The 19,155-nt window shown below is 62.5% G+C and carries 18 protein-coding genes and 1 tRNA gene; 15 read left to right on the top strand and 4 right to left on the bottom strand.

The window, feature by feature from the left end; all coding sequences use genetic code 11:
- Positions 1-192: 192 nt before the first annotated feature.
- Together rpoH and NKK51_RS21320 are read right to left on the bottom strand one after the other, a co-directional pair.
- On the bottom strand, positions 193-1,104 hold the full coding sequence (gene rpoH / locus NKK51_RS21325) for an RNA polymerase sigma factor RpoH (RefSeq protein ID WP_013529255.1): 912 nt from the start codon (positions 1,102-1,104) through the stop codon (positions 193-195).
- Between the two features lie 199 nt (positions 1,105-1,303).
- A complete protein-coding gene (locus NKK51_RS21320) occupies positions 1,304-2,344 on the bottom strand; it encodes an RluA family pseudouridine synthase (RefSeq protein ID WP_352554500.1) in 1,041 nt (346 codons plus the stop codon).
- Between the two features lie 28 nt (positions 2,345-2,372).
- On the opposite strand from NKK51_RS21320, the gene NKK51_RS21315 reads away from it, so the two are divergent.
- The 7 genes from NKK51_RS21315 (at position 2,373) to tolA (ending at position 6,171) form a co-directional block, all read left to right on the top strand.
- A complete protein-coding gene (locus tag NKK51_RS21315; RefSeq protein ID WP_352554499.1) occupies positions 2,373-2,756 on the top strand; it encodes a fimbrial protein in 384 nt (127 codons plus the stop codon).
- A 30-nt stretch (positions 2,757-2,786) separates the two neighbouring features.
- Positions 2,787-3,194 carry a VOC family protein gene (locus NKK51_RS21310; protein ID WP_352554498.1) on the top strand — a complete coding sequence of 136 codons (408 nt, stop codon included), beginning with the start codon at positions 2,787-2,789 and terminating at the stop codon, positions 3,192-3,194.
- 90 nt (positions 3,195-3,284) lie between these two features.
- Positions 3,285-3,359 (top strand) — tRNA-Glu (locus NKK51_RS21305).
- Positions 3,360-3,606: 247 nt separating this feature from the next.
- On the top strand, positions 3,607-3,783 hold the full coding sequence (locus NKK51_RS21300; protein WP_023810975.1) for a Flp family type IVb pilin: 177 nt from the start codon (positions 3,607-3,609) through the stop codon (positions 3,781-3,783).
- Between the two features lie 272 nt (positions 3,784-4,055).
- On the top strand, positions 4,056-4,637 hold the full coding sequence (locus NKK51_RS21295) for a VOC family protein (protein ID WP_352554497.1): 582 nt from the start codon (positions 4,056-4,058) through the stop codon (positions 4,635-4,637).
- Positions 4,638-4,659: 22 nt separating this feature from the next.
- Positions 4,660-5,517 carry a glutathione S-transferase family protein gene (locus tag NKK51_RS21290; RefSeq protein WP_352554496.1) on the top strand — a complete coding sequence of 286 codons (858 nt, stop codon included), beginning with the start codon at positions 4,660-4,662 and terminating at the stop codon, positions 5,515-5,517.
- A gap of 285 nt (positions 5,518-5,802) precedes the next feature.
- Entirely contained in the window at positions 5,803-6,171 is a 369-nt protein-coding gene (gene tolA / locus NKK51_RS21285; RefSeq protein ID WP_352554495.1) for a cell envelope integrity protein TolA, read from the top strand.
- A 10-nt stretch (positions 6,172-6,181) separates the two neighbouring features.
- Here the strand turns inward: tolA and NKK51_RS21280 are convergent, their stop codons facing one another.
- Complete coding sequence (locus NKK51_RS21280; protein WP_023810978.1) at positions 6,182-6,394, bottom strand: hypothetical protein; 213 nt, start codon at positions 6,392-6,394, stop codon at positions 6,182-6,184.
- A gap of 318 nt (positions 6,395-6,712) precedes the next feature.
- Here NKK51_RS21280 and NKK51_RS21275 point away from each other — a divergent pair, with 318 nt between their 5' ends.
- Positions 6,713-7,627 carry a DUF2865 domain-containing protein gene (locus NKK51_RS21275; protein WP_352554494.1) on the top strand — a complete coding sequence of 305 codons (915 nt, stop codon included), beginning with the start codon at positions 6,713-6,715 and terminating at the stop codon, positions 7,625-7,627.
- Positions 7,628-7,751: 124 nt separating this feature from the next.
- A complete protein-coding gene (locus NKK51_RS21270; RefSeq protein ID WP_013529265.1) occupies positions 7,752-7,988 on the top strand; it encodes a hypothetical protein in 237 nt (78 codons plus the stop codon).
- 73 nt (positions 7,989-8,061) lie between these two features.
- Here the strand turns inward: NKK51_RS21270 and NKK51_RS21265 are convergent, their stop codons facing one another.
- On the bottom strand, positions 8,062-8,412 hold the full coding sequence (locus tag NKK51_RS21265) for a hypothetical protein (RefSeq protein WP_023810980.1): 351 nt from the start codon (positions 8,410-8,412) through the stop codon (positions 8,062-8,064).
- Between the two features lie 191 nt (positions 8,413-8,603).
- Between NKK51_RS21265 and NKK51_RS21260 the strand changes: the two genes are divergently transcribed.
- The 6 genes from NKK51_RS21260 to phoU all read left to right on the top strand — a co-directional run bounded on the left by NKK51_RS21260 (position 8,604) and on the right by phoU (position 19,147).
- Positions 8,604-13,163: a PAS domain-containing protein gene (locus tag NKK51_RS21260; protein ID WP_352554493.1), complete on the top strand. Its 4,560-nt coding sequence runs from the start codon at positions 8,604-8,606 to the stop codon at positions 13,161-13,163.
- A gap of 509 nt (positions 13,164-13,672) precedes the next feature.
- A complete protein-coding gene (locus tag NKK51_RS21255; protein WP_352554492.1) occupies positions 13,673-14,701 on the top strand; it encodes a PstS family phosphate ABC transporter substrate-binding protein in 1,029 nt (342 codons plus the stop codon).
- A 95-nt stretch (positions 14,702-14,796) separates the two neighbouring features.
- On the top strand, positions 14,797-16,263 hold the full coding sequence (gene pstC / locus NKK51_RS21250) for a phosphate ABC transporter permease subunit PstC (RefSeq protein WP_128305021.1): 1,467 nt from the start codon (positions 14,797-14,799) through the stop codon (positions 16,261-16,263).
- A complete protein-coding gene (pstA, locus tag NKK51_RS21245; RefSeq protein ID WP_023810984.1) occupies positions 16,260-17,576 on the top strand; it encodes a phosphate ABC transporter permease PstA in 1,317 nt (438 codons plus the stop codon). The genes pstC and pstA overlap by 4 nt, the downstream gene beginning before the upstream one ends.
- Before the next feature lie 18 nt (positions 17,577-17,594).
- The gene (gene pstB / locus NKK51_RS21240) at positions 17,595-18,413 is read left to right on the top strand and encodes a phosphate ABC transporter ATP-binding protein PstB (RefSeq protein WP_224698713.1); all 819 of its coding nucleotides are present in this window, start codon (positions 17,595-17,597) and stop codon (positions 18,411-18,413) included.
- Positions 18,414-18,439: 26 nt separating this feature from the next.
- Positions 18,440-19,147, top strand: coding sequence for a phosphate signaling complex protein PhoU (gene phoU, locus NKK51_RS21235; RefSeq protein WP_352554491.1), 708 nt, complete (start codon positions 18,440-18,442; stop codon positions 19,145-19,147).
- The last annotated feature ends 8 nt before the right edge of the window (positions 19,148-19,155 follow it).

The raw sequence follows: 19,155 nt of genomic DNA, 5'->3' as shown, positions 1-19,155 counted from the left end.
GTCTTTCGGTTGGGTGACTGACGCCGAAAAGTAGCGATCCTTCACACCCCCCTCTGTCCTGCCGGACATCTCCCCCGCAAGGGGGGAGATCGGATGTCGCCTTCGCTTTCGCCAACCACCATTGCAGTCCGCTACAAAAAAGGCGGCGCCAGTTTCCTGGCGCCGCCTTGATTTTTGTTGCCTTAGCCGGCTTTAAGCCGCGGGCTGTGCCTCAATCGTACGCAGCGCCTGGGTCTGGCGCTTGGCGGCGGCCTTGACCGCATCCTGCACCTTCTCGAAGGCGCGCACCTCGATCTGGCGCACGCGCTCGCGGCTGATGTCGAACTCGGACGAAAGCTCTTCCAGCGTCAGCGGCTCCTCGGCGAGGCGACGAGCCTCGAAGATGCGCCGCTCGCGCTCGTTAAGCACGGCAAGAGCGCCCGACAGCATGCCGCGCCGGTTTTCCAGCTCGTCCTGCTCGATCAGCATCTCTTCCTGGCTTTCGTGGTCGTCGACCAGCCAGTCCTGCCACTCGCCGGACTCACCTTCGCTCGCCCGGATCGGGGCATTGAGCGAGGCGTCGCCCGACAGGCGGCGGTTCATCGACACCACCTCGGCTTCGGAAACGTTCAGCCTGGTGGCGATCTCGGCGATCTGGTCGGGCTTCAAGTCGCCGTCGTCCAGCGCCTGGATCTTGCCCTTCACCTTGCGCAGGTTGAAGAACAGGCGCTTCTGATTGGCGGTCGTGCCCATCTTGACCAGGCTCCACGAGCGCAGGATGTACTCCTGGATCGAGGCCTTGATCCACCACATGGCATAGGTCGCGAGGCGGAAGCCACGCTCGGGTTCGAATTTCTTGACGGCCTGCATCAGGCCGACATTGCCTTCCGAGATCACTTCACCAATCGGCAGGCCATAGCCGCGATAGCCCATGGCGATCTTGGCGACGAGTCTGAGGTGGCTGGTGACGAGCTTGTGCGCAGCGGAGGTGTCTTCATGCTCGGCGTAACGCTTGGCGAGCATGTACTCTTCCTGCGGCTGCAGCATGGGAAAGCGGCGGATTTCTTCCAGGTAGCGGCTGAGGCCGCCTTCGCCGGAAACGATACTGGGTAGTGACTGGGCCATGATAGCGCCCCCTCTCTATTGGAGTGATGCCCCCGAAACGCGGCGGGCATGTGACGCGAGCACCAAAAGGCTCGCCCGCGACATCAGATCTTATACAGGAACAAAACCAGAAAAGACAGGCATTTGTTCAACACGAAACAGTGTGTCACGGTGAAGTGAACAATGTCAGTCAGGTTTTTGATGGCTGTCGGTGACGGGTTCAGAGTTTGCGGAAGCCGCCGACGAGTTCCTCCATGTCCCTCGGTAACGGCGCCTCGAACCTCATCGTTAGATGGGTAGTGGGGTGCCGAAATGCAAGGAGCCAGGCATGCAAAGCTTGCCGGGGAAATGCCTTGACCTGACTTTTCAGCGGTTCGGGCAGCCGGTTGGCCTTGGTGCGGAAGGCCTGCCCATAATCGGGGTCGCCGACCACCGGATGGCCGATATGCGCCATATGGACACGGATCTGGTGGGTGCGGCCGGTCTCCAGCCGGCATTCGACCAGGCTGGCGGTGGCGAATTCCTGCTGATCGACGCCGAAGCGCTCCTGCACGGCAAAATGGGTGACCGCATGGCGGGCGTCGTCGCGTCCTTCCGGCACCACGGCACGGCGCACGCGGTCGGCGGCGCGGCCGAGCGGCGCGTCGACCCTTCCGGTCGGCCTCTGCGGTATGTCCCAGACCAGCGCCAGATAGGCGCGCTCCAAGTCGCCGGTCAGGCCGTGATCGGCGAAGGCTTCGGACAGCGACTTGTGGGCGCGGTCGGTCTTGGCGACGACCATGACGCCGCTGGTCTCCTTGTCGAGGCGGTGGACGATGCCTGGCCGCCGCACGCCGCCGATGCCGGAAAGGCTGTCGCCGCAATGATGGATCAGCGCATTGACCAGCGTGCCGGTCCAGTTGCCGGCACCGGGATGAACGACAAGCCCCGCCGGCTTGTTGATGACGATCAGATCGTCGTCCTCATAGAGCACATCGAGCGCGATGTTCTCGCCCTGCGGCTCCGCCGGCTCCGGCTCCGGCATGGTAACCGACACGCTTTCGCCCGGCGCCATCTTGCGCTTGGTCTCGTCGACAGGCTTGCCGTCGACCGAGACTGCGCCCTGCCTGATCAGCATCTGCACGCGGCTGCGCGACATGTCCGGGCCAAGGCTTGCGGCCAGCCACTGGTCGAGGCGCAGGCCGGCCGCATCCGCGCCTGCCACCAGCACGGTCGGTTCCGCCTCTATCAATTCAGGGGCCTGTTCGCTATGAGCGCTCATTGAAAAACCGTTCCGGAACTGTTTCGCCATGGCCAGCCCGATCACCGAAGAAGACCAGGATAAGCCGCTCGACCCGGAGGTCGAAAAAGTGCGCAGGAAACTCGTCCGCTTCGTCGGGATCAATCTCGGCCTGCTGTTCCTCGCCCTTATGGTGGTGATCGGCGCCCTTGTCTACAAAGCGCGCAATGCACCGCCGGCGAACCCGCCGCTGGCCGGCGATATCCAGACACCCGCCGGCGAACCGGTCAGCGGCGACATCGTGCTGCCGGTCGGGGCCAAGGTGGTCAGCCAGTCGCTGTCCGGCAATCGTGTCTCGATCGATGCCGAGCTTGGCGACGGCAGCCGCACGATCTTCGTCTACGATATCACTGAGCGCCGCCTGATCGGCCGTTTTGCGATCCGCAACAAATGAGCGGTAGCAACCAATGAGTTGGCCACAGGCATGAGCGGGTTCGCCGAACATCGCCGCGTCGCGACCGTCGCCCTGGTTGTCGCCAGCTATGACGAGGCGATTGCCTGGTATGTCGAGCAGTTGGGCTTCCTGCTCGTCGAGGATGTCGATCTCGGCGGCGGCAAGCGCTGGGTCACAGTGGCGCCGGCCAACGGGCAGGGCGTCAGGCTGCTTCTGGCCGAGGCTTCCGACGAGGCACAGAGCAAAAGCATCGGCAACCAGACCGGCGGGCGTGTCTTCCTGTTCCTGGAAACCGACGACTTTGCACGCGACCACGCGGCGATGCTGGAGAAGGGCGTCGAATTCCGCGAAGCACCGCGCTTCGAGCCCTATGGCACGGTGGCTGTTTTCGCCGATCTGCATGGCAATCTCTGGGATCTGATCGAGCCGAAACGATAGGCTGACGGCCGGCTTTTCCTCGGCAAGGGAAAGCGGCCTAACCCCAGTTGCTTTTTCCCAGCGCTCAGCCTATATCGCCGGTTCTTGAACGCGCCCATCGTCTAGCGGTCAGGACACCGCCCTCTCACGGCGGGAACAGGGGTTCGATTCCCCTTGGGCGTACCAAGTTTTCCGACAAATTACAGGATGCCGTCGATTTCGTTTCTGAAGTCGGCGACCGTCGATACTGCGGCGTTCGGAAAACCCGCTCTGCACAGGTAGCCGCAATCTTGAAGATCCCAGTGGCACCAACCACTCCGGCCTTCATTTCAGTCGTCTGGCAAATGTTAACGGACCCGAAACCGAGAACCTTAACGCCCCGCAGCTCACGGCGATATATTAGTTGTCGCTTTAGTATCTGCAGGAGGTTGAGATGCAGAAAATAGCCTATCGTTTCGCTTGGGACGAGCCTGGCGCGACCGCGATCGAGTATGGCTTGATCGCGGCTCTTATCGCGCTGGCAATCATCACCGGCGCCGGGGCGCTTGGCAATTCGCTCAACGGGATATTCACGAACGTCGGCACTACGGTCAACAGCAGCGGCTCGTAAGTCGGTACATCAATTCGGTCGCCACCGGCCGGATTCGTCGATCTCAGCCTCCAAGAGCGTAGCGCGTACGTGCTTCCGATGTCGGGCATCGGGAGTGCGGACGGCGCTCTCAATCAGTCGGCTTTTTCCCGTTGCGTCGCCGCGTCGTCGCTTCTGGCGCCGCGAGGCTGTTTGCATTAGCATCACGTCACGGATCCTGAGATACGGCTCCAGCGGCGCGCAGAACGCCGCGCTGCCCGGACGGCCAGTTGATGCCGTGGGGAGGAAGGCCAATGCAGAAGCTGCAATCGCAGGGCGTCCATCACATCACGCTGGTCGGCGCCGGGCGCCAGACCTCTATCGATTTCTGTGAAGGCGTGCTCGGCATGCCGTTCATCTTCGAACAGCCCAATCTCGACAAGCCGAGGGAAAGCCACCTCTATTTCGATCCTGGCGACGGCCGGCTGGTCACCATCTTCACCGACGAGAGCCGCACACCAGAGAAGCGGCGCACGCCGACCGATCCGGGCTGTGTCCACCACATTGCCTTTTCGGTGTCGCGCGTCACCTTCCTGCAGGCGGTCGCCCGGCTTGACGAGCGCGGCATCAAGCACAGCGGCGTGAAGGATCGCGGTTTCATGGATTCGATCTATTTCGAGGATCCGCTCGGTCTGCTGGTCGAGTTGGCGTCCTACCGCTTCGAACCGCCAGCGGGCTTCACCCATGCCGATGTGCTGATGGAAGCGCACAGGCTGCGGGTCGCGCGCGGCGACTACAACATCGCCGAAGTGCATCTCGCCGATGCGATCCAGGCGCTCGTCGAGCGTTCCCGCGCAACCTTGTCGGAGGACCGGGCAGCGAAGAACCCATACTGAACAGACCAGAGGGAGGAATAAGATGGCCAAGACAGCGACGAAGACTGCCGGGGAATCCGCGACCAAAGCTGCCGCCAAGCCGGCGGCGAAAGCTGCGGCAAAGCCAAAAGCCAAGGCAGCCGCTAGGCCTGCGGTAAAGGCGACGGGAAAAGCCGCGCCCAGGGCCAAGGCCAAGTCGGCCAAGAAGCCGGCGCTGAAGCTCAGCATGCTGAAGCCCAGCGTCAACAACATGACCGTGCGGGTGTTTGCGCGCGCGGCCGGTTTCGACCATGCCGAGACCGATGCCTGGGGCCACACCCGTTCGCCGGAGTTCATGGCGCGAAACCCGGCCCATTTGACACCGATGATCGAGGACAAGAGCCTCCCCAGAGGCGTGCTGTGGGAAAGCTGCGCCATCATGCAGTATCTCGCCAACAAGCACGGGCTGGAGAAATTCTATCCGAAGGCGCCGGCCAAGCGGGCGATGGTCGACAGCGCCATGTTCTACCTGATCGGCACGCTCTACCCCTATGTGGCGCGCGCCACCTACCCGGCGCTCGGCTTCCCGCATTATGCCGGCGAGGTCGGCCACAGCGACGCGCACCCCGACAGGAAGTCGGAGGCCCAGAAGGCGGCGATGGCCGCGATCGCCGAGCCGCTGGAGGTCTTCCACAGCTTCTTCAGGGACGGCAAGCCGTTCATCGGCGGCAAGCATCCTTCGATCGCCGATATCCGGCTGGCGGCGACGCTCGAATTCCTGGCCGTCATCGACTATTCCCTGCCCCGATGGGCGAAGGACTATGTGGCGGCGATCGAGAAGACGCTCGGCAAGGCCTATAGCGAGCCGGCCGGCGACGTGCGCGGCTACATCGCCCATGTGAAGTCGCAGGCCAAGGCCTGAGGTTAAGGATGCGTTAACCAAAGCCCTGTCTACTGCGGGGCAATTCGCTTTCGGCCCGCGACCACGGATGTACTGGCGCAGAACGTCGTAGCGATAGGAAAGGTCGGCGCAATGCCGGCCTTTTTGCTTTCGCACGCCATCGCCAAGTGCGATCTGGCACGGAGGCCTCGTCCAGTGTCGCTTTTCTGACGTCAACTTTTGCAGAGAGATATTGTCATCGCCGGCGTTGGCCCTACCATCCAGTCCGGCATGGATTGTCGGTCAGGCGCGAAATGAGGGCTGGCGATGAAAAGCGTTGCGAAGCGGGTTGCGGTTGTGGGTGTGATGCTGGCGAGTGCTGTTCATCCTTCAAATGCGGCTGAATTGAACACAATGAATGATGTCGGGACCGCCATTCAGGCATGCTGGACACCGCCGGCGGATGCCGGAACCGCCAGCGTCACCTTGAGCTTCAGCTTCAAGCGGGACGGCACGCTAATCGGCCCACCGAGGCCGACAGCCATCAAGGTGGAAGGCGATGCCAAGGCGAAGAAATCGTTTGTCGACGCCGCGACAACCGCCCTGCAGAATTGTCTGCCCCTGACCTTCTCAGCGAAGCTGGCGCAAGGGATCGCCGGCAACGTGTTCACATTGCAATTCGCTTCTCCAAAATAGGCGCTGCCGCTCAGTGGTGACTGCGCCTTGCCTCGGCATGCCGGGCAAGATCGGGCGTCTCGAAGACGTAGTCGCTCCAGGCTGATTCAGGAACCTGGCCGGCCAGATAGCACTCCAGCAACAGGCTCTGCTCGGGATTGAGTGGCCTTGGCGCGCGCTGGTCCAGCCCCAGCGAGTGAAACAGGTTTCTTGTCAGGTCCGAGACGGTGAAGTGGATCGACATCTGCAATCTCCCTTTGGTCCTTCAACGCGGAAGGCCCGGCAAAGGTTTCGAACGCCTGGCGATAATGGCGCATTGATCTCGGTCCGTTGCGTTGCAAATCCTCGGCCATGATCAGGCTTGCGCTTTCTTTCGAGGTTCGTCTCAATCTTGAAATAAAAATGTAATATCGAATTTACATGAGGTGACGTAGTACAATAGATAATAGGTCCTTCAGGTTGAAACTCTTTAGATTATTAGAAATTACTCATGTATCTGAAGCTTGCTGAAGTCATGGGCTCTGAATTCCAGGTTCTCTGCAAAAAGGACCAAGTTTTCCCGATGATCCGTTTCTGGCCTTCCATGGTGATCGTATTTATTTCGCTGGCGGCAGTTTTGTTCGGTACGCTTTCGTCCTACGCGGACAGCTGCGGCGCGATCAGAAGCCAGTTGCTTTCGGCTGGCCGCAGCGGCGGGGCGAGCCCGGAGCTTGCCCAGTTGCGCCGGCAACTTGCAGCCATCCAGACTATCGAGAGACAGCGCCAGTGCACGGCGAAAAGTTCGCTTGGTGGTCTCTTCAACGCCTGCGCCGATCTCGCCAGGAGCCGCTCGGATGTGCAGCGCCGGATCGCTGCCGCCGGGAATTCGGGCCGCGACACAGCGGGCCTGCAGGCGCGCCTCGTCGCGCTTGGCTGTGCGCCTTCGGCAAAGCAACGGCCTGTGCGCGCCGCGCCCAGCACCCAATCGGCGACCACCACGTTCGCCGGCAATGCGATGCTGTTTTGCGTGCGTCTGTCGGACGGGTATTTCTTCCCGGCGCCAAAGTCGCAGTTCGCCGCCAGTGGCGATCTTAAGGAGACGGTCGATCAATGCCGTTACATCTGCGATGACCCCGGCGTCGACCTCTACACGTTGAGCGACGCCAGCCTCGAAACCGACCAGATGACCGCACTCGACACGCGCAAACCCTATACCGAGCTGCCGGCAGCCTTCAGATATCGCGATGATGCGAATTTCAAGGCATGCGACGTCAAGCGCTACTACCAGCGGGTCACCGAACTGCGAGCCAGGACCGTGACGCCCGCCAACATGCGCAACGCCATTATTCCGCTGCCGACGGCGAAGCCGGATCTCGCCACGGTTGCGGCCGTCGCCGGGATCGATGCCGAAGCCCCAGGTGCGGCCCAGCACCTTTCGATCGAGGCCGGCGAGCGGCCGGTGCGCGTGGTCGGCCCGGCATTTTTCCCGGCCGAATGATCGCCGGTCTTCCCCGATCGGCGATCACCGGTGGCGGCGTGCGTGCTGCGATGCGGTTGCGCGATCCCTCTGGAACAGAGGGGCACTCACGGCGTTGTGATCGACATCAGCCGGGAGGAACGCCGTGGCCACGTTCAGGGAAATGCGGGTGCTGGAGATCGTCGAAGACGACTCGCTGACCACCGAACAGAAAATCGCCGAACTGCGCGAGATCGAATCCGAGGCGCGTGGGTTGCAGCGGGCTGCCTCGGAGGGTCCAATGGACGACGATGACGGTTGGCAGGAAGATCTGCGTCAGGTTCGTCTTGCACTCGACAAGCTCGGAGCGAAGGAGCCGAAAAAAGGCGCTGCTTCCCTGTGAAGGCCGGGTAACCGAGCTATCCGCGGATCGCGTTTTGTTTGATCGAATCCCGCTTTTAGGACCAAGCTCCAATCTAATCGCAGACCATGCGAGCTCTCTTGCCAGGCTCGCTGACGTTCCTGCAGGTCAGCGATTTCGCCGGCGCCGATAGGGACGCCGACGCAGGCAACCTCGTCTGGTGCCGTCTCGGCGCGGCATGGCTGACCTTGCGCTCGGAAAAACGCCGGGGCGGCTGCGGCGCCACCGGAAAAGCGCCGTTTTCGACCTCGGCTTGCCCATAGTCGACATTCGGTGGCGGCCGGTCCCAGAAGCGCCGGACATCGAGCGGCCTCGGGATGACGACCGTGCCGTCATAACTGCGCGAGCAACCGCCGCCGAAAAGCAGCGCCAGCCCCATGAAAAAAGGCACAATCCGTCCAAGCATCAGCAATACCCCTGCCGTTGCTTATATAGCGGGTTCGACCCTGCCGACAACCGGGCGGAATGAAGCAGACCCTGCCGCCCAACCCTGTCTGACCAACCGTTAAGGTTAGCGGATCCTTAATGCTTCTCGGGCACATTCCGCCGACGAACCGCGGAGGAGGGTTCGGCCTTGGTTTTCGGGGTGGGGACGGCATGGCGGAAGCGAACCAAACAATCGGCGCGCGCGGCAAGCGCGGGCCCCGCAGATCCACTGCGCATGGCGATGATGCATCATCGTCCGCCTCTTGCATGGATTCGAACGATGCGCTTCGCCAACTCGTTGAAGCCGGTTCCGACTGGGTCTGGGAGACCGACGCCGAACTTCGCTTCTCCTGGCTTTCGCAAAATTACCAGGCAGCCACCGGCATCGATCCGGCAAACGTGCTTGGCCGGTTCCGCTTCGACTTCCTCAACCAGGTCCTGAACGGCGATCGCAGTGGCGCCGCGCATCTGGAGGATCTGCAGTCGCACCGGCCTTTTCGCGACTTCGTCTACGAACTCAAGGGTGGCAACGCCGACTGTCGCTGGGTCTTGACGTCAGGCTTTCCGAAGTTCGACGACGAAGGAAGATTTGCCGGTTATCGCGGCATCGGCCGCAACGTCACGGCACTGGCGGACGCCTTCAAAGGTCCGGGGCCGGGACCATCGGCCGACGGCGAGCCCGACCAGCATCTGGCTGACCTCGAGCGGACGATGGACGCCATGCATATGGGCGTCGTGCTTCTCGATGCCAGGCTCGACACGCTGATCATCAACAAGGCCTATCGCGACCTCTCGAGGATTCCGGACGGCGCTGTTAGCGTCGGCGCTCCGTTCAGCCTGTTGATGGAGCTCAACCGCCGCAGCGGCATCTATGGCGACATCGACGAACGGCAATGGCAGCGCTACCTTGCCACTCGTCTCGACGAGATTCGCGCCGGATCCGTCGCGCCGCGCGAATTTGTCCATGCCAACGGCAGGACGATGATGTTCTCGGTGACGGCGCTGTCAGGCGGCAAGCGGCTGTTGACCTATTATGAGGTCACCGAGATCAAGCAACGCGATGCGGAGATCAAAAGCGCGAACGCCAAGATCGCCGAGACCTTCGTCAGTCTCCGCACCATGGTCGACCAGATGCCGATCGGTGTCCTCGTCCTCGACGCCGATATGCGCGCGGAGATCATCAACCGTGCTTTCTATGATTTCTGGCAGATCGACGCCCGGCGCGCCGAGATCGGCTGCAGCTTCCGCGATCTGATGGACGCCAGCCGCGACATCGATCCGTTTGGTGCCGACGATGCATCATGGCAGCGGCATGTGGCAGAGCGCGAGGCGGAAATCAGGGCCGGGATCGCCGCCTCGCGGCAGTTCCCGCGCAATGACGGCCGCACCCTGATCTCGTCGATGGCGCCGCTGGCCGGCGGCAAGCGGCTGATCTCCTATGTCGACGTCACCGACATGAAGGACCGGGAGGCCGAACTTGCCGACGCGCTGGAGAGGGCGCGGCTGGCGGAGGCGGTGATCAACGCCGTCAAGGATCCGATCTTCGTCAAGGACGACCATCTGCGCTTCGTCTTCGTCAACGAGGCGTTCGCCGCTCTGTTTGGCCAGACGCCGCAAGCCATGCTCGGCAAGCCCGGCGGCGATTTCCTCCCGGCGAACGCTGTCGCGCTTTTCGAGCAGAGCGAAGGTGAGGTCCTTGCGACCGGGCGGCCGTACGAAGTGGAAGAGAATTTCGAGGCCGATGGCGCCAGCCGATCGCGCATCGTGAGGAAGAGCCGCGTCGGCATGGCCAGCGGCCGCGACTATGTTGCCGGCTTCCTGTTCGACATTTCCGACATGAAGCGCCGCGAGACCGAGGCGCAGGATGCGCGCAAGCATCTCGCCAGCGTGCTGGAATCCTTGCCGGCCGCCGTGATCATCTACGATAGCGACGACAGGTTCGTGTTCGCCAACCGCAAGATCCAGGATACGCTGCCGGCCTTGAAGCCGGCATGGCAGCCCGGCTGCACATTCCGCGAGGCACTCGTTCTGGGCCATGCGAACGGCTATTTCCGCAACAGCGGCGATCCACAAGTCGACCAGCTCTACGACAGCGACCATGACCGCTGGCTGGATGCGATCCTCGCCCGCTACCGCTTGCCCAATTCCTGCTACGAGCGTCATAACCCCGACGGCCGCTGGCACCAGGTCTACGACATGCGGACCGATGATGGCACCTTCATCGGTGTTCGCGTCGACATCTCCGAGATCAAGAGCCGCGAGGCGGCATTGCGCGATTCGATGCGCCAGATCGACCTGTTCCGGCACGTGATGGACGAGTTGCCGGTGGCCGCCTTCATCAAGGCGCAGGACCTGAGCATCGAATTCGTCAACAAGGCCTGGTGCGCGATCACCGGCTTGGCCAAGGAGGATGTCATCGGCCGCACCGACCGGCAGTTGTTCGGTGCGCAGGACGCCGATGGCTACAGCCATGACGACACGCAAGTCGCCGTGACGGGCGCCGTCAAGGAGGTCGAGGAACCCGTCACCCATCGCGACGGTACGGTTCGGCAGTTGATGACGCGCAAGAGCCGCCTGGTGACGCTGGACGGGTCGGTGCATCTGGTCGGTTCGAGCACCGACATCACCGACGTCAAGGCGCGCGAGCGTGCGCTGGAAGAAAGCATGCGCGAGAACGAGGTGTTCCGCAGCCTGATCGACAACGTGCCGGTATCGATCTACGCCAAGCGCTCCGATCTCCGGCAGTTCTATGTCAACAAGGGCTGGTGCGATCTCACGGGCTTCCGCAAGGAAGAGGCTATCGGCAAGACCGACATCGAGATTTTCGGGCCGGATGGCGAGGCTTTCGTCAATGGCGACCTCGCCGTGCTGCGCACCGGCGAAACCCAGGAGGTCGAAGAGACGGTGACGTTGGCCGACGGCAGCGTCAGGCATCAATTCGCCCGCAAGGGCGCGATGATCGCCTCCGACGGCTCGCTCTATTTGATCGGCTCGACCACCGACATCACCGAGCTGAAGATGCGAGAGGCCGAACTGCGCGAGGCGCGTCAGCGCGCCGTGCTCGCCGACCGCGCCAAGTCGGAATTCCTCGCCAATATGAGCCATGAGATCCGCACGCCGATGAACGGCGTGCTCGGCATGGCCGAACTGCTGGCCAAATCGGACCTCGACCCGAAGCAGAAGACGTTTACCGACATCATCGTGAAATCGGGCAATGCGCTGCTCACCATCATCAACGACATCCTGGACTTCTCAAAGATCGATGCCGGTCAGCTGGTGCTCGATCCGGCGCCCTTCAATCTGGCCGAGGCGATCGAGGATGTAGCGACGCTGGTGTCCACACGGGCCAAGGAAAAGGACCTCGAGCTGATCGTTCGTGTCGAGCCTCGGCTCGAGAGCCTGTTCGTCGGCGATGTCGGCCGTATCAGGCAGATCGTCACCAACCTGCTCGGCAACGCGGTGAAATTCACCGATGAAGGCCATGTGCTGGTCGACGTCACCGGCGAGAGCGTTCCAACCGGAACGAAGCTGACGATCTCGGTCACCGATACCGGTATCGGTATCCCCGAGGAAAAACTGAAACTGGTGTTCGAGAAATTCAGCCAGGTCGACACCTCTTCGACGAGGCGACACGAGGGGACCGGTCTCGGCCTCGCCATCACCTCGCGGCTCGTCGAGCTGATGGGCGGCGATATCGGGGTCGAAAGTGCGGAAGGCAAGGGCTCGACTTTCTGGTTCTCGGTGACGCTGCCGAGGGCCGGACAGCAGAACGGACAGCGCATCATGCCGATCGACGTGACCGGTGCGCGTGTGCTGATCGTCGACGACAATGCCGTCAATCGGGCGATCCTGACCGAACAGATGACATCGTGGACGTTCGATTCCTGCGCGGCCGAAAGCGGCGCCGAAGGCCTCAAGGTGCTGATCGCCGCCGCGGCCTATGGCGTGCCGGTCGACTGCGTCGTGCTCGACTACCAGATGCCTGAAATGAGCGGCGCCGAAATGGCGCGGATCGTGCGCAACACCGCCGGTCTTGCCGGCACGCCGATCATCATGCTGACCTCGGTCGACCAGTCGCTCGCCAACACCAGCTATCGCGCTCTCGGCATCGATGCCCAGCTGATCAAGCCGGCGCGCTCTTCGGTGCTGCTGGAAACGCTGGTCGCCACCATCCAGCGGCATCGCCACAATACTGGCGACACGCAGCCGCTCGCGGCCGACGCCACTCCAGGCAATGTTGCGCGGCCGCAGCCCTCGGCACCGTCCGAACAGCGGGCGCTGCTGCAGCCGCCTTCGATTCGCCCCCGGCCACCGGTGGCGGCTGGCGGCGACAGGCTGGATATCCTGGTGGCCGAGGACAATGAGGTGAACCAGATGGTGTTCACCCAGATCCTCGGCGAGACCGGTTATGGTTTCGAGATCGTCGGCAATGGCCGCAAGGCGCTCGACGCCTTTGGCCGGCTCAACCCGTGCATGATCCTGATGGATGTCTCCATGCCGGAGATGAACGGTCTCGAAGCAACCGCCGCCATTCGCCGGCTGGAGGAAGAAACCGGCACGCATGTGCCGATCGTCGGCGTCACCGCGCATGCGCTGAAGGGCGACCGCGAGCGCTGCCTGGAGGCAGGCATGGACGACTATCTGCCCAAGCCGATCAGTCCCCGGGCGTTGCTCGAGAAGGTCGAGCGCTGGGTCGGCGCCGGCCGGCAGGCGCAGCGCAACGCCGGATAAGGCCGGCTCTGCCCGAGTGCCGGGAATACGGCGAAGATTCGCGCCCCTGTCGGCGGCCAAGACTATGGTGCGATCGCACCATATGAAAGGCGGCATCCAGCCGAGACAATGGCGACATACGAATTCCGCTCTTCCCAGTTACGGGCGGGAGCAGCGACCGCCGGCATGAGGCAGCGTCAACCTACCCCAACGGACCTGTTTTCGGCGATGGCCCGGCCACGACACCGTCTGGCTGAGAGCAACGCGCTCCCGTCCGGCTTTTCTTCATAAAGGCCGGCTGATCTCCAAATCGCCGGCCAGCCTCGACCGAATCGAGCAAGTCCCTGATTCCGGTGACAAAGCCGGGCTGCGTCGGGAGTGCCGGCCAGGCGGCATTCTGCTCATCCCGATGACGCGTTACCGGGGTGACATCAAACTGTCATGCGACTGTTATAATCGAAGGCTATTGGCCTCAGCGGGTGCCGACTGACGAGCGCCGAGAGACCATCTTCCGAACAGGAGCAGGCCACATGAAGAAATTCCTCTATACGGCGTCGGCCGCTGCGCTTGCGATCGCCGCGACGTCCGGCTTCGCCGCCGCGCGCGACCAGATCCAGGTCGCCGGGTCATCGACCGTGTTACCTTATGCCAAGATCGTCGCCGAGCAGTTCGGCGAAACATTCACCAACTTCAAGACCCCGGTCGTCGAATCCGGCGGCAGCGGCGCGGGCATCAAGGAATTCTGCAAGGGCGTCGGCGAAGACACGATCGACATCGCCAACTCGTCGCGTCCGATCAAGGCGGACGAACTCAAGTCCTGCGCCGACGCCGGCGTGAAAGAAGTCCAGGAAGTCCGGATCGGCTATGACGGCATCGTCTTCGCCACCGACATCAAGGGCCCGGATTGGGCGCTGGTTCCCGCCGACATCTACAAGGCGCTCGCGGCCAAGCTGGTCGTCGACGGCAAGCTGGTGGACAATCCGAACACCAAGTGGAGCCAGGTCAATCCGAAGCTGCCCGACTGGGACATCGCCGCCTACATTCCGGGCGAAAAGCACGGCACGCGCGAAGTATTCGAGACCAAGCTTCTCGATGCCGGCTGCGACAAGGCTGCTCTCAAGGCTGCCGGCATTGCCGACGACAAGGAAATCGGCAAAACCTGCATCGCCATCCGCAAGGACGGCAAGGCCGTCGACATCGATGGCGACTATACCGAGACGCTCGCCCGCATCGACTCCAACAAGACCGGCGTCGGCGTGTTCGGCCTCGCCTTCTATGAGAACAATGCCGACAAGCTGAAGGTCGCCACCGTGGAAGGCATCGTGCCTTCGACCGAGACGATCGCCAGCGGCAAGTATCCCGTCTCGCGCCCGCTGTTCTTCTACGTCAAGAAGGCGCATCTGGGCGTCGTTCCCGGCCTCAAGGAATATGTCGAGTTCTTCCTTGACGACCAGATGGTTGGCCCGGAAAGCCCGCTCGCCGAATACGGCCTCGTTGCTGCTCCGGATGCCGAGCGTCAGGCCCAGCGTGACGCTTTCGCCGCCGGAAAGTCGATGTAATCAGCTGCCGAACCGGGGTGCGGGCCAATCCCGCGCCCCGGTTTCATCGCAGGCCGCAACGGCGGCTGCGTAAGAATTTCTCTTGGGGTGGGTCCATGTCGTCCTTGCTCGTACTGGCCATCGTCGTTGCCGTCGGCCTGGTTGCCTTTTTCATCGGCCGGCAGCGTGCCGCGGCCCAGGACAATGGCAAGGTCAAGCCGCATTCGCGCGCCCACTATCATGGCTGGTGGGCCTTCCTGCTCGCCGTCCTGCCTGCTCTTTTGCTGCTTGCCGTCTGGACCGTCGGGTCTTCCATCTATCTGGACCGACACATTCACGCTGCCTTGCCCGAGCGCACCGTCGACAGCAAGGTTGCCAGTGAGGCACTGGATGTCAGCCTGGTAAAGAGCCTCGCCAGGGGCCTGCGGAAACTCGATGCAGGCACACTGGCCGCAATGCCTGCCAGCTTTGCCGAGTTGCAGCCGCTGCTCGCCGCCAAGGGTGTGGCACTGGCGAGCGACACGCAGGATTACATGATCCCGATCGCCGTCGAGGCGAACAAGGTCCAGGACCGGCTCGGCCTGTTCGGCGCCATTGTCATTCTCGTTTCCTCGATCGCCGGCGCCTTCTATGCGCTCAGGCAGATCGAGCCGCGCGCCAGGGCACGCAACAATGTCGAGAGGCTGATGCTGTGGGGGCTGCTTGCCGCCTCCACCATCGCCATCCTGACCACCATCGGCATCGTGCTTTCGATGCTGTTCCAGACGATCACCTTCTTCGAAAGCGTCTCGCCGATGAGTTTCTTCTTCGGCACCGTCTGGGATCCGCGTTTTGCCGCTGCCGGTTCGGGCGGCAGCCAGGGCCAGTTCGGCCTGATCCCGCTTCTTGCGGGCACGCTCTACATCGCCGCCGTCGCACTGCTGGTTGCGGTGCCGGTGGGGCTGATGTCGGCTGTCTACATGGCCGAATATGCAACGCCCAGGGTGCGCTCGGTGGTCAAGCCGGCGCTTGAACTGCTGGCCGGCATACCGACCATCGTCTACGGCATCTTCGCCGTCGTCACGCTTGGGCCATTCCTGCGCGACCTGTCCGCGGCACTGACCGGCGGTTCGCCCTTCATCCAGGGCCAGAGCATCTTCACCGCCGGCCTGGTCATGGGCGTCATGCTGATCCCGGTCGTGTCCTCTCTTTCGGATGACATCATAACCGCGGTGCCGCGCGCCATGCGCGACGGGTCGCTTGGCCTCGGCGCGACCCGCTCCGAGACGATCAAGCGGGTGATCCTGCCGGCTGCACTGCCCGGCATCGTCGGCGCCATCCTGCTGACTGCCTCGCGCGCCATCGGCGAAACGATGATTGTCGTGCTGGCGGCGGGCGTCGCCGCTAACCTCACCATCAACCCGTTCGAGGCGATGACGACCATCACCGTCAAGATCGTCAACCAGCTCACCGGCGACCTCGAGTTCAATTCGCCGCAGACGCTGGTCGCCTTCGCGCTCGGCCTGACGCTGTTCGCGCTGACGTTGGTGATGAACATCGTCGCGCTCTACATCGTGCGCAAATATCGGGAGCAGTACGAATGACCGACATTTCCATGGATACGATGGTCAGGGCGGCGGCCCATCCGCGCCGCGACATCGGCCTGAAGGCCCGTTACGCTGCCGAGCGCCGATTCCGCATCTATGGCGTCGTGGCGATTTCCGTAGGCCTGGCGTTCCTGGCAATCATGCTGATCACCATCGTCTCGAAAGGCTACACCGCCTTCTGGCAGACGACGGTATCACTGCCGATCTCGTTCGACGAGAAGGTGATCGATCCTTCCGGCAAACGCGCAACCGATCCGAGCGTTCTGATCAAGGCGAATTATCCCAAGCTCGCCGAAAACGCGCTGGTGGCCAAGCTCGGCATCAATCCCGACGACAAGCCGGCGATCAAGCAGCTCAAGGGCTTCCTGTCGGAAGGCGCCCGCGTCCAGTTGCGCGACATCGTTGCCGCCGATCCGTCCGTGATCGGCACGACGCGCGACGTCAACATCCTCGCCGCCGCCAATCTCGACTCGGCTTTCAAGGGTCAGATCGACCTCAGCGTCGAGGAAGCGCGACGCAAGGTCTCGGACCAGCAGATCACCTGGATGAACAAGCTCAAGGCCGAGGGCGCGATGGCCGAGCACTTCAACAGCGGCCTGTTCACCTACGGCGCCTCCAGCCGCCCGGAAACCTCGGGCATGGGCGTGGCGATCATCGGCTCGTTTTATATGATGGTGATCGTGTTGCTCCTGGCGCTGCCGATCGGCGTCGCCGCCTCCATCTATCTGGAGGAGTTCGCCAAGAAGAACCGTTTTACCGACCTTATCGAGGTCAACATCAACAATCTGGCCGCAGTGCCGTCAATCGTCTTCGGCTTGCTCGGCCTCGCGGTGTTCATCAATTTCCTGGGCATGCCGCGCTCTGCCGCCTTCGTCGGCGGCCTGGTGCTGACGCTGATGACGCTGCCGACGATCATCATCGCGACGCGAGCCGCACTTGCAGCGGTGCCGCCGTCGATCCGCTCGGCAGCTCTCGGTCTTGGCGCCTCCAAGATGCAGATGGTGTTCCAGCACATCCTGCCGCTTGCCGCGCCCGGCATCCTCACCGGCACCATCATCGGTCTGGCGCGTGCGCTCGGCGAAACCGCGCCTCTGCTGCTGATCGGCATGGTCGCCTTCGTCGCCGATCCACCGACGACGCCTTTCGATCCGGCCACCGCGCTGCCGGTGCAGATCTATATGTGGGCGAACGAGGCCGAACGCGCCTTCGTCGAGCGTATGTCCGGCGCCATCATCATCCTGCTCGTCTTCCTCATGGCCATGAACATCACCGCGATCGTGCTTCGGCGTCGGTTCGAGCGGCGCTGGTAGAAAAAAAGGCATCTTGGTATGAACATCATGACCGAACAGTCCCTTGAAAACGCAGTGGGCGACAAGATGAAGTCGAACGAAGTGATCAAAATGCGCGGCGACAAGGTCGGCGTGTTCTATGGCGAGAAGCAGGCGCTGTTCGATGTCAATCTCGACGTCCGCCTGAATCAGGTGACGGCGCTGATCGGCCCCTCCGGCTGCGGCAAGTCCACCTTCCTGCGCTGCCTCAACCGCATGAACGACACCATCGATTCAGCACGGGTAACCGGCAAGATAACGCTCGACGAAGAAGACATCTACGACAAGAACATCGATGTCGTCGAACTCAGGGCGCGCGTCGGCATGGTGTTCCAGAAACCCAATCCGTTCCCCAAATCGATCTACGAGAACGTTGCCTATGGTCCGCGCATCCACGGATTGGCCAAGCGCAAGGCCGATATGGATCAGATCGTAGAGTCGAGCCTGAAGAAGGCGGCGATCTGGAACGAGGTCAAGGACCGTTTGCAAGAACCTGGCACGGGTCTTTCCGGTGGCCAGCAGCAGCGTCTGTGCATTGCACGCGCCATCGCCGTGTCACCCGAGGTGATCCTGATGGACGAACCGTGTTCGGCGCTCGACCCGATCGCCACCGCTCGCGTCGAGGAACTGATCGACGAACTGCGTCAGAACTATACCATCGTCATCGTCACCCATTCGATGCAGCAGGCAGCGCGCGTGTCGCAGCGCACCGCGATGTTCCATCTAGGCTATCTGGTCGAGGAGGGCGCCACCGACAAGATGTTCACCACCCCCGACGACAAACGCACCCAGGACTACATCACCGGCCGGTTCGGCTGAGCTCAGGCATACGAGGGACGAAGATCATGGGTGAACATACCGTCGCATCTTTCGATGAGGATCTGGAGCAGATCAGCCAGCTGATCCGCGACATGGGCGATCTCGCCCGCTCGATGGTCAGTGGCTCGACCAAGGCTTTGCTCAATTCGGACAATGCGCTGGCGCAGCGCGTGGTTTCCGATGATGCCATCATGGATGCACGCCAGCGCGAGCTGGACGATCGCGCCATCACGCTGATCGCCAAGCGCCAGCCAATGGCCAACGATCTGCGTGCGGTGGTCGGTTCGATCCGCATGGCCGGCGACCTTGAGCGCATCGGCGACCTTGCCAAGAACATCGCCAAGCGCGTCGGCACTGTCGGGCTGAGTGTCACGCCGCACGACCTTTCGCATTCGATCGACGCGATGGCGCAACTGGTGCTGATCCAGGTGCAGGGGGTCGTCGACGAGTACGCCGCCGCCGACCCGGCAGCGCTTGCCACGCTCAGAAACAATGACGAACGCATCGACGTCAAATACACCTCGGTGTTCCGCGAGCTGCTGACCTACATGATGGAAGATCCCCGCAACATCACGGCGTGCACGCACCTGTTGTTCTGCGCCAAGAACCTCGAGCGGATCGGCGACCACGTGACCAACATCGCCGAAAATGCCTACTATGTTTTGACCGGCACGCAGCTGCCAGCCAATCGTCCGAAGCAGGACGAGACGGCAATGTCCGCGCCAGCGGCATAACAGGGGTG

The sequence above is a fragment of the Mesorhizobium sp. M0011 genome (assembly GCF_040324155.1).
Taxonomy (GTDB): domain Bacteria; phylum Pseudomonadota; class Alphaproteobacteria; order Rhizobiales; family Rhizobiaceae; genus Mesorhizobium.
The sequence above is the reverse complement of the archived record's forward strand: the minus strand, read 5'-3'. Positions and strand labels throughout refer to the sequence as shown.

Excerpts from the sequence above, each read along its gene's own strand:
- pstB (WP_224698713.1), top strand. The coding sequence starts at position 17,595 with ATGAACATCATGACCGAACAGTCCCTTGAAAACGCAGTGGGCGACAAG.
- phoU (WP_352554491.1), top strand. The coding sequence starts at position 18,440 with ATGGGTGAACATACCGTCGCATCTTTCGATGAGGATCTGGAGCAGATC.
- tolA (WP_352554495.1), top strand. The coding sequence starts at position 5,803 with ATGAAAAGCGTTGCGAAGCGGGTTGCGGTTGTGGGTGTGATGCTGGCG.
- NKK51_RS21290 (WP_352554496.1), top strand. The coding sequence starts at position 4,660 with ATGGCCAAGACAGCGACGAAGACTGCCGGGGAATCCGCGACCAAAGCT.
- NKK51_RS21320 (WP_352554500.1), bottom strand. The coding sequence starts at position 2,344 with ATGAGCGCTCATAGCGAACAGGCCCCTGAATTGATAGAGGCGGAACCG.
- NKK51_RS21280 (WP_023810978.1), bottom strand. The coding sequence starts at position 6,394 with ATGTCGATCCACTTCACCGTCTCGGACCTGACAAGAAACCTGTTTCAC.
- NKK51_RS21265 (WP_023810980.1), bottom strand. The coding sequence starts at position 8,412 with ATGCTTGGACGGATTGTGCCTTTTTTCATGGGGCTGGCGCTGCTTTTC.
- NKK51_RS21295 (WP_352554497.1), top strand. The coding sequence starts at position 4,056 with ATGCAGAAGCTGCAATCGCAGGGCGTCCATCACATCACGCTGGTCGGC.
- rpoH (WP_013529255.1), bottom strand. The coding sequence starts at position 1,104 with ATGGCCCAGTCACTACCCAGTATCGTTTCCGGCGAAGGCGGCCTCAGC.
- NKK51_RS21315 (WP_352554499.1), top strand. The coding sequence starts at position 2,373 with ATGGCCAGCCCGATCACCGAAGAAGACCAGGATAAGCCGCTCGACCCG.
- NKK51_RS21260 (WP_352554493.1), top strand. The coding sequence starts at position 8,604 with ATGGCGGAAGCGAACCAAACAATCGGCGCGCGCGGCAAGCGCGGGCCC.
- NKK51_RS21310 (WP_352554498.1), top strand. The coding sequence starts at position 2,787 with ATGAGCGGGTTCGCCGAACATCGCCGCGTCGCGACCGTCGCCCTGGTT.
- pstA (WP_023810984.1), top strand. The coding sequence starts at position 16,260 with ATGACCGACATTTCCATGGATACGATGGTCAGGGCGGCGGCCCATCCG.
- pstC (WP_128305021.1), top strand. The coding sequence starts at position 14,797 with ATGTCGTCCTTGCTCGTACTGGCCATCGTCGTTGCCGTCGGCCTGGTT.
- NKK51_RS21300 (WP_023810975.1), top strand. The coding sequence starts at position 3,607 with ATGCAGAAAATAGCCTATCGTTTCGCTTGGGACGAGCCTGGCGCGACC.
- NKK51_RS21275 (WP_352554494.1), top strand. The coding sequence starts at position 6,713 with ATGATCCGTTTCTGGCCTTCCATGGTGATCGTATTTATTTCGCTGGCG.
- NKK51_RS21255 (WP_352554492.1), top strand. The coding sequence starts at position 13,673 with ATGAAGAAATTCCTCTATACGGCGTCGGCCGCTGCGCTTGCGATCGCC.